Genomic DNA, 14,663 nt, shown 5'->3' on the forward strand with positions numbered 1-14,663 from the left:
AATGCGAAAAACCGCCGTAGGGTACCGTAAAGAGCGAATTTTATCATTAGTTAAAAGGGCGCTGAGTATCAGAACGACCTATTCATGATGGTAATATTTAATAATTATTGATATATCATATGGTTATCCAATCTGTTTTGCTGTTAATAACTATAACTAAAACAGGTTAGTTCATTTGGTTATTTGTTATTTCTATCCCTTCTTTAATTGTTACTATCCCCGCCGTTAACCTTATCTTCAGTTTGGGTTTTATTGCTGAAATCCGCTTTGCTTACTGGAACATGACAACGCATGACGACACAGGTCCCACCTTCCGCTCTGCTACCGCTAAACCCGGAGCAACTGGCACGCCTTCAGGCGGCCACGACTGATTTCACTCCCGCACAGCTTGCGTGGGTTTCTGGCTATTTTTGGGGCGTGCTGAATCAGCAGCCAGGCAGCAATGCGGCGACTCCTGCGCCTGCTGCTGAAATGCCTGGCATTACGCTTATCTCCGCCTCGCAAACCGGTAATGCGCGTCGTGTGGCGGAAGCCCTGCGCGATGATCTGATCGCTGCAAAGCTCAACGTCACTCTCATCAATGCTGGCGACTATAAATTCAAACAAATCGCCAATGAGAAATTGCTGATCGTAGTGGCGTCGACGCAAGGGGAAGGTGAACCGGCGGAAGAAGCCGTAGCGTTGCATAAATTCCTGTTCTCGAAAAAAGCGCCGAAGCTTGATAACACCGCTTTTGCCGTGTTTGGTCTTGGTGACACTTCTTACGAGTTTTTCTGTCAGTCAGGAAAAGACTTCGATGCAAAACTGGCTGAGCTGGGCGGAGAACGTTTGCTTGACCGCGTGGATGCCGACGTCGAATACCAGGGCGCGGCAGCCGAATGGCGTGCCCGTCTGGTTGATGTCCTGAAAGCGCGTGCGCCTGCGGCATCGTCTGTGCAAGTTGCTGCGAGCGGTGCGGTAAATGAAGTACACACCAGCCCGTACACCAAAGAAGCGCCGCTGACGGCGTCGCTTGCGGTGAATCAGAAAATCACCGGTCGCGACTCGGAAAAAGATGTGCGCCATATTGAAATCGATCTCGGCGACTCCGGTCTGCGCTACCAGCCGGGCGATGCCTTAGGAGTCTGGTATCAGAACGATCCTGAGCTGGTCAAAGAGCTGGTTGAATTGCTGTGGCTGAAAGGAGATGAACCGGTCACGGTTGACGGCAAAACCCTGTCGCTCACCGAAGCGCTGCAGTGGCATTTCGAGCTGACGGTTAACACCGGCAATATCGTCGAGAACTATGCCACTTTAACCCGTAGCGACTCTCTGCTGCCGCTGGTGGGCGACAAAGCGCAATTGCAGCATTACGCCGCAACCACGCCAATCGTCGATATGGTGCGCTTCTCTCCGGCGCAACTGGACGCCCAAACGTTGGTTGAGCTTCTGCGACCGCTGACGCCGCGTTTGTATTCTATTGCCTCTTCCCAGGCGGAAGTGGAAAGCGAAGTGCACGTCACCGTGGGCGTGGTGCGTTATGACATTGAAGGTCGTGCCCGTGCTGGTGGCGCGTCCAGTTTCCTCGCCGATCGCGTGGAAGAAGAGGGCGAAGTGCGCGTGTTCATCGAACACAACGATAACTTCCGCCTGCCGGCTAACCCGCAGACACCGGTGATTATGATTGGACCAGGCACGGGGATTGCGCCGTTCCGTGCATTCATGCAGCAGCGTGCGGCTGACGGAGCCGAAGGCAAAAACTGGCTGTTTTTTGGCAACCCACACTTTACCGAAGATTTCCTGTACCAGGTGGAATGGCAGCGTTACGTCAAAGAGGGCGTGCTGAGCCGTATCGATCTGGCCTGGTCCCGTGACCAGAAAGAAAAAATATACGTACAAGACAAACTGCGCCAACAGGGTGCGGAACTGTGGCGCTGGATAAACGACGGTGCCCACATTTATGTCTGCGGCGACGCCAATCGCATGGCGAAAGACGTTGAGCAGGCTTTGTTGGAAGTGATTGCCGAATTCGGTTCTATGGATATCGAAGCGGCGGATGAATTTTTAAGTGAGCTGCGCATTGAGCGCCGTTATCAGCGAGATGTCTACTAATGAGCGAAAAATACCCAGGACCATTGGTGGTCGAAGGCAAGCTGTCCGACGCTGAGCGTATGAAGCTGGAAAGCAACTATCTGCGCGGTACGATTGCCGAAGATTTAAACGACGGCCTGACCGGCGGCTTCAAAGGCGATAACTTCCTGCTGATCCGTTTTCACGGTATGTACCAGCAGGATGACCGCGATATCCGCGCCGAACGAGCCGAGCAAAAGCTGGAGCCGCGTCACGCGATGCTGCTGCGCTGCCGTCTGCCGGGTGGGGTGATCACCACCAAACAGTGGCAGGCGATCGACACGTTCGCCCATGACAACACGATTTACGGCAGCATTCGTCTGACCAACCGTCAGACCTTCCAGTTTCACGGCATTCTGAAGAAGAACGTTAAGCCGGTACATCAGATGCTGCATTCGGTCGGGCTGGACGCGCTGGCGACCGCCAACGACATGAACCGTAACGTTCTGTGTACCTCTAACCCGTACGAGTCCGAGCTGCACGCCCAAGCCTATGAATGGGCGAAGAAGATCTCCGAACATCTGCTGCCGCGTACTCGCGCCTATGCAGAAATTTGGCTGGATCAGGAGAAGGTTGCGACCACCGACGAAGAGCCGATCCTCGGTCAAACCTATCTGCCGCGTAAGTTTAAAACCACGGTCGTAATTCCGCCGCAGAACGACATCGATCTGCACGCCAACGATATGAACTTCGTGGCGATTGCCGAAAACGGCAAGCTGGTGGGCTTTAACCTGCTGGTCGGCGGTGGTTTGTCGATTGAGCACGGCAATAAGAAAACCTACGCCCGCACCGCGAGCGAGTTCGGCTATCTGCCGCTGGAGCACACCCTGGCGGTAGCAGAAGCTGTGGTGACAACGCAGCGCGACTGGGGTAACCGTACCGATCGTAAAAACGCCAAAACCAAATACACGCTTGAACGCGTTGGTATCGACACGTTCAAAGAGGAAGTGGAGCGTCGTGCTGGTATTAAATTTGAGCCGATCCGCCCGTACGAGTTCACCGGTCGCGGCGATCGTATTGGTTGGGTAAAAGGGATCGACAATAACTGGCACCTGACGCTGTTTATTGAAAACGGTCGTATCCTGGATTATCCGGGCCGTCCGCTGAAAACCGGCCTGCTGGAGATCGCGAAGATCCACAAAGGGGATTTCCGCATCACCGCCAACCAGAACCTGATCATTGCTGGTGTGCCGGAAAGCCAAAAAGCGAAGATCGAGAAGCTGGCGCGCGATCACGGATTGATGAATGCGGTGAAGCCGCAGCGTGAAAACTCGATGGCCTGCGTGTCGTTCCCGACCTGTCCGCTGGCGATGGCGGAGGCCGAACGTTTCCTGCCATCGTTCACTGATAAAGTGGAAGCTATTCTCGAAAAACACGGCATTCCTGACGAGCATATCGTGATGCGCGTTACAGGCTGCCCGAACGGCTGCGGCCGCGCGATGCTGGCGGAACTGGGCCTGGTGGGTAAAGCCCCGGGGCGCTACAACGTACACCTTGGCGGTAACCGCATGGGCACGCGCATTCCGCGTATGTATCGCGAAAATATTACGGAATCGGAAATTCTCGACTCCGTTGACGAACTGGTTGGGCGCTGGGCGAAAGAGCGCGAAGCGGGTGAAGGCTTCGGTGATTTTACGGTGCGTGCGGGCATCATTCGTCCGGTGCTCGATCCCGCCCGGGATTTCTGGGAGTAACCACGAGAGGTAATTATGTCCGTACTCGATCTAAACGCCCTTAATGACCTGCCAAAAGTCGACCGCATTCTGGCGCTGGCGGAAACCAACGCACAGCTCGAAAAGCTGGACGCCGAAGGGCGCGTGGCGTGGGCGCTGGAAAACCTGCCTGGTGAATATGTACTGTCATCAAGCTTTGGTATCCAGGCGGCAGTAAGCCTGCACCTGGTGAATCAGATTCACCCGGATATCCCGGTGATCCTCACCGATACGGGCTATTTGTTCCCGGAAACCTACCAGTTTATTGATGAGTTAACGGACAAGCTCAAGCTTAATCTGCAAGTCTACCGGGCGAAGGAGAGCGCGGCCTGGCAGGAAGCGCGCTACGGCAAACTGTGGGAGCAGGGCGTTGAAGGCATTGAGAAATACAATGAGATCAACAAAGTCGAGCCGATGAACCGCGCGCTTAAAGAACTCAATGCGCAAACCTGGTTTGCCGGTCTGCGCCGCGAGCAGTCGGGCAGCCGGGCGCATTTGCCAGTGCTGGCTATCCAGCGCGGCGTGTTTAAAGTGCTGCCGATCATCGACTGGGACAACCGTACCGTTTACCAGTACCTGCAAAAGCACGGCCTGAAATACCATCCACTGTGGGATCAGGGCTATCTGTCAGTTGGTGATACCCATACCACCCGCAAATGGGAGCCGGGTATGGCGGAAGAAGAGACGCGGTTCTTCGGATTGAAGCGCGAGTGCGGATTGCACGAAGGGTAAAAGATAAAAGCCCGGTAATGTTTACATATTACCGGACTTCTTCTTCAGGATTTTCCCGCCTTTGCCAGTTCTTTTACCAACGGGAGCATAATGCGTACCACGTCGCGGCTACGGTGCTCTATCCTGCCCGGTAAGGCTTTATCGATATGCTGCTGGTTATCCAGTCGCACATCGTGCCAGCTGTTGCCTGCCGGGAACGAGGCGCTTTTGGCGCGCTGTTGATAGCCATCTTTCTTGCCCAGACTCCAGTTGGTTGCTTCAACGGAGAGCACGGCAATGCCTGCGTTGTCGAAGACCTCTGCGTCGTTACAACATCCAGTACCTTTCGGATAGTTTTTGTTCAGTCCCGGATTGGTGCTGGCTACGATACCGCGGCTGTGCGCGATGGCCAGTGCCCGGTCGCGCGTCAATTTTCGCACCGCTTCCGGGGTTTTCTTACCGCTATTGAAATAGAGCTTATCGCCGACGATCAGGTTATCGAGGTTGATAACCAGCAGCGTATTTTTCTTCTCGGCGGCGCTCATTCGCTTCAGGATGTTCTCCGCGCCCAGTTTGCCTTCTTCCTCGCCGCTGGTGGCGATAAATCGAATGCCGTACTGCGTCGGCACGTCTTTGAGTTTTTCCGCCAGTTCCAGCATCACGCCAAGTCCTGCGGCGTTGTCATCAATACCTTGCAGGGTCAATCCACCCAGATTGGCATCGGAATCGGCGTCGCTCTGTGCGGCGTAGGTGTCGAGGTGCGCCATGATAATAATCTGCTGTGGCGCTTTACCCTCATGTGCGGCAATAACGGTACTTCCCGTGACGTTATGCCAGTTTTTACGGTTATTTTTGGCGGTATAAACATAACGGCTATTAAACGTTCGAATATCACTGCTGTAGCCCATCTGCTGAAATTGCTGGCGAATATAATCAGCAGACAACATTTCTGCCGGAGAGCCCGTTACGCGGCCTGGGAAAAACGTTGCGATATATCGAGCCTGGGTATTTGCGATATCTCCAGGTTTGGAAGATGTTGCCTGTGCGGGAAGGATAAAGCACGCGCCGAGCGCCAGGATTGCAAGAAGTGGGCGCGTTGCGGAAAACATAATGAGTCCTTAAATACCAAGCAGAAATTTTTTAGCCGCTAGTATGAAACCGTGATCGAGGTAAAACAATTTCATTTGCTCCTAAATGCCCGAAATTCGGTAGCTTAAGCACTTTTTGATATTTGCTTTTCCGGATCGTTATTCCTTTGAGGAACTACTCATTCCAATTCGTAATTTCATTCGCCCTCTTGCCCTCCCTATAGTCAGGTTATCTGAGCATCGTTAGCAAAATAACGGCATTACATAGGAACGGTTATGGATCAAAAACGACTTACCCACCTGCGGCAACTGGAAGCGGAAAGCATCCATATTATTCGTGAGGTGGCCGCCGAGTTTTCGAATCCGGTGATGATGTATTCCATCGGCAAAGATTCCAGCGTAATGCTGCATCTGGCGCGCAAAGCGTTTTATCCTGGCACGTTGCCGTTCCCTCTGCTGCACGTTGATACCGGCTGGAAATTCAGCGAGATGTACGAGTTTCGTGACCGCACGGCGAAAGCCTACGGTTGTGAACTGCTGGTGCATAAAAACCCGGAAGGGGTGGCGATGGGCATCGACCCGTTTGTTCACGGTAGCGCCAAGCATACCGATATTATGAAAACCGAAGGGTTGAAGCAGGCGTTGAACAAATACGGTTTCGACGCCGCGTTCGGTGGCGCTCGTCGTGACGAAGAGAAATCGCGTGCCAAGGAGCGCATTTATTCTTTCCGCGATCGTTTTCATCGCTGGGACCCTAAAAATCAGCGTCCGGAACTGTGGCATAACTACAACGGACAGATTAACAAAGGCGAAAGCATTCGCGTATTCCCGCTCTCCAACTGGACTGAACAGGATATCTGGCAGTACATCTGGCTGGAAAATATCGACATCGTGCCGCTGTACCTGGCGGCGGAGCGTCCGGTGCTGGAACGCGACGGCATGCTGATGATGATTGATGACGACAGAATCGATCTGCAACCGGGTGAAGTGATTAAAAAACGCATGGTGCGTTTCCGTACGCTCGGCTGCTGGCCGTTAACAGGCGCGGTGGAGTCGAATGCGCAGACGCTGCCTGAAATCATCGAAGAGATGCTGGTCTCAACCACCAGTGAACGTCAGGGCCGCGTGATTGACCGCGACCAGGCGGGCTCCATGGAGCTGAAGAAACGTCAGGGGTATTTCTAAGGAGCCGCCATGAACACGACACTTGCACAACAAATTGCTAATGAAGGCGGCGTTGAAGCCTGGATGGTCGCCCAGCAACACAAAAGCCTGCTGCGTTTTTTAACCTGCGGTAGCGTGGATGACGGGAAAAGCACCCTGATTGGTCGCCTGCTGCACGACACGCGTCAGATTTATGAAGACCAGCTTTCATCGCTGCACAACGACAGTAAACGTCACGGTACTCAGGGCGAAAAGCTCGATCTGGCGTTATTGGTTGACGGCTTGCAAGCCGAGCGCGAGCAGGGCATCACCATCGACGTGGCTTACCGTTATTTCTCTACCGAGAAGCGTAAATTTATTATTGCGGATACTCCCGGCCATGAGCAGTACACCCGCAACATGGCGACCGGTGCGTCGACCTGCGACCTGGCGATCCTGCTGATCGATGCGCGTAAAGGCGTGCTGGATCAGACCCGTCGTCACAGCTTTATCTCCACGCTACTTGGGATCAAACACCTGGTGGTGGCGATCAACAAAATGGATTTGGTGAACTTTAGCGAAGAGACATTTAACCGCATTCGCGAAGACTATCTTACTTTTGCTGAACAGTTGCCGGGCAACCTGGATATCCGGTTTGTGCCGCTCTCTGCGCTGGAAGGCGACAACGTGGCTTCACAAAGCGCCAGCATGTCGTGGTACAGCGGTCCGACGCTACTGGAAGTGCTGGAAACCGTTGAGATTCAACGCATAGTTGATACTCAGCCGATGCGCTTCCCGGTGCAATATGTGAACCGACCGAATCTGGATTTTCGTGGTTATGCCGGGACGCTGGCCTCCGGTAGTGTGAAGGTAGGGCAACGCGTCAAAGTGCTGCCATCCGGCGTTGAGTCGAGCGTGGCACGGATCGTAACCTTTGATGGCGATTTACAGGAAGCACATGCGGGTGAAGCGATCACCCTGGTATTGAAAGATGAGATCGATATCAGCCGGGGCGACCTGCTACTTGATGCCGGTGAAGCGTTACCTGCGGTACAAAGCGCTGCCGTTGATGTGGTGTGGATGGCGGAACAACCGTTGTCGCCTGGGCAGAGCTACGACATCAAAGTCGCCGGTAAGAAGACCCGCGCACGCGTTGATAACGTGCAGTACCAGATTGATATTAATAACCTGACCCAACGTGATGTTGAAGCGTTGCCGCTAAACGGCATCGGTCTGGTTAATCTGACCTTTGATGAGCCGCTGGTGCTGGATACCTATCAGCAGAACCCGGTTACGGGCGGGCTGATTATCATTGACCGCCTGACCAACGTTACCGTTGGCGCGGGGCTGGTACGTGAGCCAATCGTCCAGGATCACGCCGCGGCTTCTCAGTTCAGCGCGTTTGAGCTGGAGCTTAATGCGTTAGTGCGTCGCCATTTCCCGCACTGGGGCGCGCGCGATCTGCTGGGAGGAAAATAATGGCGCTGCATGACGAAAACGTCGTCTGGCATGCCCATCCTGTTACACCGCAACAGCGGGAACAACGCCACGGTCATCGTGGTGTTGTGCTGTGGTTTACCGGGCTGTCTGGTTCCGGTAAATCCACAGTAGCAGGGGCGCTGGAAGAGGCGTTGCACAAGCTGGGAGTGAGTACCTATTTGTTGGATGGCGATAACGTGCGCCACGGCCTGTGCAGCGATCTTGGGTTTAGCGATGCCGATCGTAAGGAGAATATTCGTCGGGTTGGCGAGGTGGCTAACCTGATGGTGGATGCGGGTCTTGTGGTGTTGACCGCCTTTATCTCTCCACATCGCGCCGAACGCAAAATGGTCCGTGAACGCGTTGGCGAAGGGCGTTTTATTGAGGTTTTTGTCGACACGCCGCTGGCAACGTGCGAATTACGCGATCCAAAAGGGCTGTATAAAAAAGCGCGGGCGGGTGAGTTGCGCAATTTCACCGGAATTGATTCGGTATACGAAGCGCCTGAATCGCCAGAGATTCATCTTGATGGTGAACAATTGGTAACAAATTTGGTACCCCAATTATTAGACCTGCTGAGGCAGGAAGATATTATCAGATCCTGAGACACCCGAGCTTGTATGCCCGGTCAGTCACGGTCACAGGATTAGATATGCGTAACAGCCATAACATTACTATTACAGAGTCAGATACCTTCGCCGCCGACGATGAAACCACCTGGTCACTACCGGGTGCCGTGGTCGGTTTTATCGCGTGGTTGTTGGCGCTGGGGATTCCGTTTCTGATTTATGGCCCTAACACACTCTTTTTCTTCATTTATACCTGGCCCTTTTTCCTCGCATTGCTGCCCGTGGCGATTGTCGCGGGTATTGCGCTGCACTCCCTATTGAAGGGGCTGTTGCTGCTGAGCATTACCTGCACCCTACTGGTGGTTGGGGCGATGTTTGGCGCGCTATTTCTGTGGTTGTTGGGTTAGGCAAACGCCTTTTTTTAACAATCGCTGATGTTGTTCACTCTCTGGTCATAATTCAAACCGTAACCAACAATGAGATTATGTTCTCCTTACACGGGGTATACGTAACAACGGGCAAATGTGTTACATTTGCCCGCGTTGTCGCGGCATTCCCGACCGTTGATGTAAAGTTGTCTGCGGAAGTTATGGGATGTTAATGCCGTTTTTCAGGGGGCAGGATGGGTAAACTAACGCTGCTGTTGCTGGCTTTATTGGTCTGGCTGCAGTATTCGCTGTGGTTCGGTAAGAACGGCATACATGACTATAGTCGCGTCAACGATGATGTTGCTGCGCAGCAAGCTACGAACGCGAAACTTAAAGCGCGTAACGATCAGCTTTTTGCCGAAATTGACGATCTCAATGGCGGACAAGAGGCTATTGAGGAGCGCGCGCGCAACGAACTCAGCATGACTAAGCCGGGCGAAACCTTTTATCGTCTGGTGCCTGACGCGTCTAAACGCGCTCAGACTGCAGGGCAAAACAATCGATAAACCGTCCAGGGATTTAACATGGCAGCCACTTTATTGGACGTTTGCGCCGTGGTGCCGGCTGCCGGGTTTGGCCGCCGAATGCAAACAGAGTGTCCTAAGCAGTACCTCTCTATTGGCAATAAAACCATTCTTGAACACTCGGTTGATGCGCTGCTGGCTCATCCCCGGGTGACGCGAGTCGTTATCGCTATCAGCCCAGGCGACAGCCGCTTTGCCCAACTTCCACTCGCCGCGCATCCGCAAATTACCGTAGTGGATGGCGGCAACGAGCGTGCCGATTCTGTCCTTGCCGGTTTGCAAGCCGCAGGTGAGGCCAGTTGGGTACTGGTGCATGACGCCGCGCGTCCGTGTCTGCACCAGGATGATTTAGCCCGTTTGCTGGCAATCAGTGAGACCAGCCGCACCGGCGGGATCCTGGCGGCACCAGTACGCGACACGATGAAGCGCGCGGAGCCGGGCCGAACAGACATTGCCCATACGGTCGATCGCACCGATTTATGGCACGCGTTGACGCCGCAGTTTTTCCCTCGCGAGCTGTTGCACGACTGCCTGACCCGTGCGCTCCTCGAAGGCGCAACCATTACGGATGAGGCCTCGGCGCTGGAATATTGCGGCTTACATCCTCAGCTCGTTGAAGGACGGGCTGATAATATTAAAGTAACGCGTCCAGAGGATTTGGCGTTGGCCGAATTTTATCTGACCCGGACTACCCACCAGGAGAAGACATAATGCGAATTGGACACGGTTTCGACGTACACGCTTTTGGCGGAGAAGGCCCAATTATCATTGGTGGTGTGCGCATCCCGTATGAAAAAGGATTGCTGGCGCATTCTGATGGCGATGTGGCGTTACACGCGCTAACCGATGCTCTGCTGGGCGCGGCTGCGCTGGGGGATATCGGTAAACTCTTCCCTGACACCGACCCGACCTTTAAAGGTGCCGATAGTCGTGAATTATTGCGAGAAGCCTGGCGGCGTATTCAGGCCAAAGGCTATACGCTTGGTAATGTGGATGTGACGATTATTGCTCAGGCGCCGAAGATGCTGCCGCACATTCCGCAAATGCGCGTGTTTATTGCCGAAGATCTCGGCTGCCATATGGATGATGTTAACGTGAAAGCGACCACCACGGAAAAACTCGGTTTTACCGGACGTGGGGAAGGGATTGCCTGTGAAGCGGTGGCGTTACTCATTAAGGCACCGAAATGACTGTGTTTGACGATCTGACGTATCTCCATGGCAAACCACTGGGCCATGGCGTCCTGAAAGCGAATCCGGAAGACTTTGTTGTCGTCGAAGATTTAGGCTTCGAACCGGATGGCGAAGGCGAGCATGTTTTGGTGCGCATCCTGAAAAACGGTTGTAACACCCGTTTTGTGGCTGACGCGCTGGCGAAATTCCTGAAAATTCACGCCCGTGAAGTGAGCTTTGCCGGGCAGAAAGATAAGCATGCGGTCACGGAACAGTGGCTGTGCGCGCGCGTACCGGGCAATGCAATGCCTGATCTAAGCAAATTTGAGCTCGAAGGCTGTAAAGTTCTGGAGTACGCGCGCCACAAGCGTAAGCTGCGTTTAGGGGCGCTGAAAGGCAACGAATTTACGCTGGTGTTGCGTGAAGTGAGCGAGCGAAATGACGTTGAAGCGCGTTTGCAGGCGATTAGCGAACGCGGCGTACCGAACTATTTTGGCGCTCAGCGTTTTGGTATCGGCGGTAGCAACCTGCAAGGGGCGCTGCGCTGGGCACAAAGCGATGCGCCGGTGCGCGATCGCAATAAACGCAGTTTTTGGTTGTCGGCGGCCCGTAGCGCGTTGTTTAATCAGATAGTCAGTGAACGCTTGAAAAAAAAAGACTTTAATCAAGTTGTTGACGGCGATGCGCTACAATTATCCGGACGCGGAAGCTGGTTTGTCGCCACACAGGAAGAACACACTGAATTACAGCGTCGCGTCGATGAGAAAGAATTGATGATCACAGCGGCATTACCGGGCAGCGGTGAGTGGGGAACTCAGCGCGACGCACTGGCGTTTGAAAAAGCCGCTGTTGCTGATGAAACCGCGCTGCAGTCTCTGTTATTGCGCGAGAAAGTCGACGCGTCGCGTCGCGCTATGTTGCTGTATCCACAACAATTAAGCTGGAACTGGTGGGATGACGTAACCGTCGAGTTACGCTTCTGGCTACCGGCAGGTAGCTTCGCCACCAGTGTTGTAAGGGAACTTATTAACACAATGGGTGATTATGCGTATATTGCTGAGTAACGATGATGGGGTCCACGCACCCGGTATACAAACGCTGGCGAAAGCGCTGCGTGAGTTTGCTGACGTACAGGTGGTTGCCCCGGATCGTAACCGCAGTGGCGCGTCTAACTCGCTGACGCTGGAATCCTCACTTCGCACCTTTACCTATGATAACGGCGATATCGCCGTACAAATGGGTACGCCCACCGACTGCGTCTATCTGGGCGTGAACGCATTAATGCGTCCGCGTCCGGACATTGTCGTTTCTGGTATCAACGCGGGTCCTAATCTGGGTGATGATGTTATCTATTCCGGTACCGTTGCGGCGGCAATGGAAGGTCGTCATCTGGGGTTCCCGGCGCTGGCTGTTTCACTCGATGGCCATAAACACTACGATACTGCTGCCGCAGTAACCTGTCGTATCTTACGGGCGCTGAGTCGTGAACCGCTGCGCACCGGTCGCATTTTGAATATCAACGTGCCGGATTTACCGCTGGATCAGATTAAAGGTATTCGCGTCACGCGCTGCGGCAGTCGCCATCCGGCGGATCAGGTTATTCCACAGCAGGACCCACGCGGTAATACGCTGTACTGGATCGGGCCACCGGGTGAAAAGTGCGACGCCGGGCCGGATACGGATTTTGCCGCCGTCGATGAAGGCTATGTTTCTATCACGCCGCTGCACGTCGATTTAACCGCATACGGCGCGCATGAGGTGGTTTCTGACTGGTTAGACAGCGTGGGAGTCGACACGCAATGGTAAGCAGACGCGTACACACTCTTCTTGAACAATTACGTGCGCAGGGCATCAGAGATGAGCTTGTCCTCGATGCGCTCGCCGCCGTGCCGCGTGAAAAATTCATTGATGAGGCGTTTGAACATAAGGCCTGGGACAATATTGCCCTGCCGATTGGTCAGGGGCAGACAATTTCGCAGCCTTATATGGTTGCGCGAATGACCGAACTGCTTGAGCTAACGCCGCAGTCTCGGGTGCTGGAAATTGGTACTGGCTCTGGCTACCAGACGGCGATTCTGGCGCACCTGGTGCATCATGTGTGCTCCGTTGAGCGCATTAAAGGTTTGCAATGGCAGGCGCGTCGCCGCCTGAAGCAGCTTGATTTACATAATGTTTCGACCCGTCATGGTGATGGATGGCAAGGCTGGCAGGCGCGAGCTCCGTTTGACGCTATCATTGTAACGGCAGCGCCGCCCGAGATCCCAACCGCATTGATGATGCAACTGGATGAGGGCGGCATTCTCGTCTTACCCGTGGGCGATGAGCACCAGTTTCTGAAGCGGGTGCGTCGTCGGGGAGGCGAATTTATTATCGATACCGTGGAGGCCGTACGTTTCGTTCCCTTAGTGAAAGGGGAGCTTGCGTAGATAGCGCTGCTGAATACCTGGAGTTTTCCTGGTTATTCTCGAAAGAGTAAGCGTATTGTGACGGTGCCTTGCACGGTGATTACGTCACTGGTTTTAACCAATTTTCCTGGGGGATAAATGAGCGCGGGAAGCCACAAATTTACCGTTCGCCGCATTGCGGCATTGTCACTGGTTTCACTATGGTTGGCAGGTTGTTCAAACACCTCGAATCCACCAGCGCCGGTCAGCTCGGTTAACGGTAGTGCATCAACGAACACCAGTTCTGGCATGCTGATTACGCCTCCACCCAAAATGGGCTCGACGTCGACAGTACAGCAGACGCCACAGATCCAGTCGGTGCAGCAACCAACCACACAGCCAACGCAAATCCAGCCTGTTGCTCAACAGCCTGTGCAGATGGAAAACGGTCGTATTGTATACAATCGTAAGTATGGGAATATTCCGAAAGGTAGCTACACGGGCGGCAGTACCTATACTGTTAAGAAAGGCGATACCCTTTTCTATATTGCCTGGATCACCGGGAACGATTTCCGTGACCTCGCACAACGCAATAACGTTCCGGCCCCGTATGGCCTGAATGTCGGTCAAACTCTGCAAGTGGGCAACGCGTCTGGCGCACCGATTACCGGTGGCAATGCCATCACCCAGGCGGATGCAGCACAGCAAGGAGTTGTGACCAACCCTGCACAAAATTCCACCGTTGCTGTTGCTTCGAAACCAACAATTACGTATTCTGAGGATTCAGGTGAACAAAGTGCTAACAAAATGTTGCCGAACAACAAGCCTGCTGGGACTGTGGTCACAGCGCCTGTAACGGCTCCAGCAGTTAGCACAACCGAATCAACTGCAAGCTCAACGTCGACTAGCTCGCCAATCTCTACATGGCGCTGGCCGACTGACGGCAAAGTGATCGAAAACTTTGCAGCTACCGAAGGTGGCAATAAAGGGATCGACATTGCAGGCAGCAAAGGACAGGCTATTGTCGCGACCGCAGATGGACGCGTCGTCTATGCCGGTAATGCGCTGCGTGGTTACGGTAATCTTATTATCATCAAACATAACGATGATTACCTGAGCGCCTACGCCCATAACGATACAATGCTGGTCCGGGAACAACAAGAAATCAAGGCGGGGCAGAAAATAGCTACCATGGGTAGCACCGGAACCAGTTCAACACGCTTGCATTTTGAAATTCGTTACAAGGGGAAATCCGTAAACCCGCTGCGCTATTTACCGCAGCGATAATTAGGCGGAACCAGGCTTTCACGTGCTAGTTCCGTTAGGGATCACGGGTAGGAGCCA

The 14,663-nt window shown here is 53.8% G+C and carries 16 protein-coding genes; 14 read left to right on the forward strand and 2 right to left on the reverse strand.

The genetic code is table 11. The features are described from left to right. Positions 1-291: 291 nt before the first annotated feature. The 3 genes from cysJ to cysH are packed head-to-tail and all read left to right on the forward strand — an operon-like array spanning position 292 to position 4,553. Positions 292-2,091, forward strand: coding sequence for an NADPH-dependent assimilatory sulfite reductase flavoprotein subunit (gene cysJ / locus OGV75_RS08620; RefSeq protein WP_286480550.1), 1,800 nt, complete (start codon positions 292-294; stop codon positions 2,089-2,091). Then, positions 2,091-3,803, forward strand: a complete 1,713-nt coding sequence (gene cysI / locus OGV75_RS08625) for an assimilatory sulfite reductase (NADPH) hemoprotein subunit (RefSeq protein ID WP_016154216.1) — start codon at positions 2,091-2,093, stop codon at positions 3,801-3,803. Before cysJ ends, cysI begins: the two co-directional genes overlap by 1 nt. A 15-nt stretch (positions 3,804-3,818) precedes the next feature. Next, positions 3,819-4,553 carry a phosphoadenosine phosphosulfate reductase gene (cysH, locus tag OGV75_RS08630; RefSeq protein ID WP_019077568.1) on the forward strand — a complete coding sequence of 245 codons (735 nt, stop codon included), beginning with the start codon at positions 3,819-3,821 and terminating at the stop codon, positions 4,551-4,553. A 44-nt stretch (positions 4,554-4,597) separates the two neighbouring features. Here the strand turns inward: cysH and OGV75_RS08635 are convergent, their stop codons facing one another. Then, on the reverse strand, positions 4,598-5,641 hold the full coding sequence (locus tag OGV75_RS08635) for an aminopeptidase (protein WP_016157334.1): 1,044 nt from the start codon (positions 5,639-5,641) through the stop codon (positions 4,598-4,600). 255 nt (positions 5,642-5,896) lie between these two features. Between OGV75_RS08635 and cysD the strand changes: the two genes are divergently transcribed. From cysD to OGV75_RS08685, 10 genes are all read left to right on the forward strand, one after another. Beyond that, complete coding sequence (cysD, locus tag OGV75_RS08640) at positions 5,897-6,805, forward strand: sulfate adenylyltransferase subunit CysD (protein WP_286480551.1); 909 nt, start codon at positions 5,897-5,899, stop codon at positions 6,803-6,805. Between the two features lie 9 nt (positions 6,806-6,814). Continuing rightward, positions 6,815-8,242, forward strand: coding sequence for a sulfate adenylyltransferase subunit CysN (gene cysN / locus OGV75_RS08645; protein ID WP_049040376.1), 1,428 nt, complete (start codon positions 6,815-6,817; stop codon positions 8,240-8,242). Beyond that, complete coding sequence (gene cysC, locus OGV75_RS08650; protein ID WP_019077557.1) at positions 8,242-8,847, forward strand: adenylyl-sulfate kinase; 606 nt, start codon at positions 8,242-8,244, stop codon at positions 8,845-8,847. Before cysN ends, cysC begins: the two co-directional genes overlap by 1 nt. Positions 8,848-8,894: 47 nt before the next feature. Next, a complete protein-coding gene (locus tag OGV75_RS08655; RefSeq protein ID WP_016154211.1) occupies positions 8,895-9,218 on the forward strand; it encodes a DUF3561 family protein in 324 nt (107 codons plus the stop codon). Between the two features lie 215 nt (positions 9,219-9,433). Next, positions 9,434-9,745 (forward strand): cell division protein FtsB, encoded by a 312-nt coding sequence (gene ftsB / locus OGV75_RS08660; RefSeq protein WP_003034163.1) that lies wholly within the window; start codon positions 9,434-9,436, stop codon positions 9,743-9,745. Positions 9,746-9,763: 18 nt separating this feature from the next. Beyond that, the gene (gene ispD / locus OGV75_RS08665; RefSeq protein ID WP_046274807.1) at positions 9,764-10,474 is read left to right on the forward strand and encodes a 2-C-methyl-D-erythritol 4-phosphate cytidylyltransferase; all 711 of its coding nucleotides are present in this window, start codon (positions 9,764-9,766) and stop codon (positions 10,472-10,474) included. Further along, complete coding sequence (ispF, locus tag OGV75_RS08670; protein WP_016154209.1) at positions 10,474-10,953, forward strand: 2-C-methyl-D-erythritol 2,4-cyclodiphosphate synthase; 480 nt, start codon at positions 10,474-10,476, stop codon at positions 10,951-10,953. Before ispD ends, ispF begins: the two co-directional genes overlap by 1 nt. Continuing rightward, a complete protein-coding gene (gene truD, locus OGV75_RS08675; protein ID WP_286480552.1) occupies positions 10,950-11,999 on the forward strand; it encodes a tRNA pseudouridine(13) synthase TruD in 1,050 nt (349 codons plus the stop codon). The genes ispF and truD overlap by 4 nt, the downstream gene beginning before the upstream one ends. Then, complete coding sequence (gene surE, locus OGV75_RS08680) at positions 11,980-12,741, forward strand: 5'/3'-nucleotidase SurE (protein ID WP_016154207.1); 762 nt, start codon at positions 11,980-11,982, stop codon at positions 12,739-12,741. The genes truD and surE overlap by 20 nt, the downstream gene beginning before the upstream one ends. Next, a complete protein-coding gene (locus OGV75_RS08685) occupies positions 12,735-13,361 on the forward strand; it encodes a protein-L-isoaspartate(D-aspartate) O-methyltransferase (protein ID WP_003034172.1) in 627 nt (208 codons plus the stop codon). The genes surE and OGV75_RS08685 overlap by 7 nt, the downstream gene beginning before the upstream one ends. Positions 13,362-13,393: 32 nt before the next feature. Here OGV75_RS08685 and OGV75_RS08690 read toward each other — a convergent pair whose 3' ends face one another. After that, the gene (locus OGV75_RS08690) at positions 13,394-13,621 is read right to left on the reverse strand and encodes a hypothetical protein (protein WP_225622947.1); all 228 of its coding nucleotides are present in this window, start codon (positions 13,619-13,621) and stop codon (positions 13,394-13,396) included. Here OGV75_RS08690 and nlpD point away from each other — a divergent pair. After that, a complete protein-coding gene (nlpD, locus tag OGV75_RS08695) occupies positions 13,524-14,606 on the forward strand; it encodes a murein hydrolase activator NlpD (RefSeq protein WP_230330220.1) in 1,083 nt (360 codons plus the stop codon). The two genes, OGV75_RS08690 and nlpD, sit on opposite strands and share 98 nt — an antisense overlap. Positions 14,607-14,663: the final 57 nt, after the last annotated feature.

It is taken from the genome of Citrobacter sp. Cb028, assembly GCF_030336705.1.
Lineage (GTDB): Bacteria > Pseudomonadota > Gammaproteobacteria > Enterobacterales > Enterobacteriaceae > Citrobacter > Citrobacter braakii.